Here is a 3,248-nt window from a genome sequence, read left to right on the forward strand (position 1 = left end):
GATACAGGGTGCGGGCTCGGTCATCGCCGTGGTCGCGACCGACGCCCCGCTGTTCCCCAGCCAGTGCAAGGCGTTCGCCCGGCGCGTCACCTCGGGCCTGGCCAGGACCGGCACCAGCGGCTCGCACTTCTCCGGCGACCTGTTCCTCGCGTTCTCCACCGCGAACCCCGGCGGTCTCACCTCCGGCGACCCGAACCCCAACGCCGCCAAAAACGCCGCCAAAGACGCGGCCAAAGCCACAGCGAAGGCCCAACCGTACGACCAGCTCACCTTCATCCCGTGGAACAACCTGGACCCGTTTTTCGAGGCCGTCGTCCAGGCCACAGAAGAGGCCGTGCTCAACTCCCTAGTCGCCAACGAGGACATGACAGGCAGGGACGGCCACCGCACCCCGGCGCTGCCCAGGGACCGGCTAGCCGCAATCGTCCAAGCCAGCAACACCCGCGGCTAAAGCCCCGCCAAGCGGCCCGTAAGAGCGCAACGCCCGGAACGCCGTGCCCGGCACGATGGTGATTTCCGTCATGGTGACCCGGGAACGCGACTCTCAGTTACCACTTCGTTGACATTGATCAATATTCTCGTTTACGGTCGTTCATCCGACGTCAATGTCCAACGGGGGAGCCGAGCATGCAGCGCACGCCCGCGGTGTCCCGCCCTGCCTGGGCGAACGCGATATCGGGCACCGGGGCCAACCGGAAGTCCCCGGTTGAGGTCTTCGCGACCGCGGCGTCGGTACTCACCCGCGGCCAGTACGCCGAGGCCTCGGGCCTTCGGTTCGGCAAGTTCGGCCGCTGGACGGACGGCGTGACGGCGATGCGCGAGGACTGCGTCGCCTTCGCGGCCTACTGGCGAGCACACAACGACCGCCTGCTGCACGACCTCGAGACCGGAAAAGAAACCGGCCCCATCTGGGTGGCCCTCGGCGACTCCACCGCGCAGGGCCTCGGCGCCCCGGCCCCTCGGGGCGGTTATGTCGGGCAGGCCCTCCAGCAGCTACGGCGCCGCACCGGCCAGCACTGGCGGGTGCTCAACCTCTCGGTCTCCGGCGCGCTGATCCGGGACGTCGTAGGTGAGCAGCTGCCGCTGCTCCCGACGACGCCGGACCTCGTGACCTGCGGGATCGGCGCCAACGACATCCTCTACAGCGCGCCAGGCAAGCTGTTCAGCGACATGCGCGCGCTGCTCGCGGCGGTCCCTGACCGCACGGTCATGCTCGACCTGCCGCTGCTCGCCGGGTCCTGGTGGATCGTCGGCCGGATGAGCGTGCCGTACATCACGCGGATCAACCGGGTCATCTACGAGGTCGCCACGGACCGCGGCCTGCCGGTCGCCGAGGTGTCCGCGCAGTTCACCCCGCCGTGGACCGGCAAGTTCGCCTGCGACAGCTTCCACCCCAGCCAGGACGGCTACCGCGACTGGACCCGCGCCCTCCTCGCCGCCCTCCCGGCCGCCTGATCAACCCAGGCGCCACATGAGGCTGTGTCCCGAATCGCAAAAAAGCCTTAGGTGTGCTATTCCGAGGGATATTCACCCGGAATAGCACACCTAAGCGAAAAAGCGCAGCGAAAAGCAGAGACTCAGTTCCCGCTGCCAGCCCCGGACTGCACCACGCTCACCGTCAGCAGGTTCACTCCCGTGGCCGAACATCCCGTTGACTTGTACCCCAGGTAAATCGGCGTGGTCTGGTTCGGCGGGTAGATCTGCAGGTACGTCGACGCCATAGGGCTGCACTTCGACGTCGGGTAATTCTGCGCCTCGGTGATCCGCAGCAGCGTGTTCGCGACGGCGCCCGGCTTCAGGGTGACCAGCGCGGGCCCGGCCTGCGGCGACCGCGAAGCCGCCATCCCGATCTGAGTTACCGGCGACCCGCCCGCGAGCGCGATGCCCGGGTACCCGTACAGCGAGCACGAGGCGGTCCCGATGTTGGTGAAGTCGATGACCTGGTAGACCGACCCGGCCGCGCCCTGCGCGACGCCGACGGTCGCCTTCAGGTCCCTGGTGGCGCACCCAGGCGGCCCGCCGGCAGCAGTGGCGTTCGGGTTGACCGCGGCGGACGAGGCGTGCCCGGTCGGCGCGGCGGCCGACGCCGACGCCGAGGAAGAAGAAGCTGCCGCCCCGTTGGACCCCGACGAGCCCGACGTAGCCGAGGGGCTCGTAGACAAAGAGGAGGCCGCCTGCGACCCGCACCCGGCAACAGCCGTGGCAGCGACCACCATGACCAGGCCCGCCGTCCCGGTCAGTACCGCCCTGCGTAGCGTCATCTCGCCCCGTTCCTCTCTGCACAGACGATGCAACTGACGATGCAACTGACGATGCGGCTCATAAAGGTTCGCACGTCACTTAAGACGCCGTCCGATTAGCTGTGGTTGGCCCGAGATTATGTCAGGTTCGCGGCGGGGATGAGGGTGCCATGACGGTTCCGCTGCCCAGCCTGTTCCAGCGCAGGACCCTGACACCGGACGGCATAAGGATTAACACGCTCATCGGCGGCAAGGCGGGCGGCAGCCCGGTCCTGCTGCTGCACGGCTACCCGCAGACCCACGTCATGTGGCATCACGTCGCTCCCGCCCTCGCCGAACACCACACGGTAGTCCTCACCGACCTCCGCGGCTACGGGGACAGCGGCAAGCCCGCGGGCGGCGCCAGGCACGAGGGGTACGCCAAGCGCACCATGGCGCGCGACCAGATGATCGTGATGCGCGAGCTCGGCTTCGACGAGTTCGCGGTGGCCGGCCACGACCGCGGCGGCCGCGTCGCGCACCGGATGGCCCTCGACTACCCCCGCGCCATCACCAAGATAGCCGTGCTGGACATCGTCCCCACCAGGCACGCGTTCCACCACGCCAACAGGGAGTTCGGCCTCGGCTACTGGCACTGGTTCTTCCTCGCCCAGCCCGAGCCGCTGCCCGAGCAGCTGCTTGGCGCCGACCCTGAGGGCTGGATCCGCGGCCGGCTGAGCATGCTGAGAAGGGGCGGCCATCCGTTCGACGGGAAAGCCCTGGACGAGTACGTGCGGTGCTTCCGCGACCCGGCCGCGATCCACGCCTCCTGCGAGGATTACCGCGCCGCCGCCACCATCGACCTGAACGACGACGACGCGTCCGCCGCCCGCGGCGAGAAGGTGACCGCGCCGCTGCTCGCGCTGTGGGGCGAGCACGGCTTCGTCGGCCGCCACTACCGCGACGTGCTGGCGATCTGGCAGCAGTACGCGGTCAAGGTCGACGGCTGCCCGCTGCCCTGCGGCCACT

The 3,248-nt window shown here is 68.8% G+C and carries 4 protein-coding genes; 3 read left to right on the forward strand and 1 reads right to left on the reverse strand.

All coding sequences use genetic code 11. The features are described from left to right. Both WA805_RS04900 and WA805_RS04905 read left to right on the forward strand, forming a co-directional pair. Positions 1-451 (forward strand): P1 family peptidase (locus WA805_RS04900; RefSeq protein ID WP_425241749.1); only part of this gene is annotated, 451 nt, incomplete at its 5' end. 176 nt (positions 452-627) lie between these two features. Continuing rightward, positions 628-1,455: an SGNH/GDSL hydrolase family protein gene (locus WA805_RS04905; RefSeq protein WP_425241750.1), complete on the forward strand. Its 828-nt coding sequence runs from the start codon at positions 628-630 to the stop codon at positions 1,453-1,455. A gap of 122 nt (positions 1,456-1,577) precedes the next feature. Here WA805_RS04905 and WA805_RS04910 read toward each other — a convergent pair whose 3' ends face one another. Then, positions 1,578-2,261, reverse strand: a complete 684-nt coding sequence (locus WA805_RS04910; RefSeq protein WP_425241751.1) for a DUF4232 domain-containing protein — start codon at positions 2,259-2,261, stop codon at positions 1,578-1,580. Positions 2,262-2,410: 149 nt separating this feature from the next. On the opposite strand from WA805_RS04910, the gene WA805_RS04915 reads away from it, so the two are divergent. After that, a partial coding sequence (locus WA805_RS04915) for an alpha/beta fold hydrolase (RefSeq protein WP_425241752.1) occupies positions 2,411-3,248 on the forward strand: 838 nt, incomplete at its 3' end.

The organism is Trebonia sp., assembly GCF_049794275.1.
Taxonomy (GTDB): domain Bacteria; phylum Actinomycetota; class Actinomycetes; order Streptosporangiales; family Streptosporangiaceae; genus Trebonia.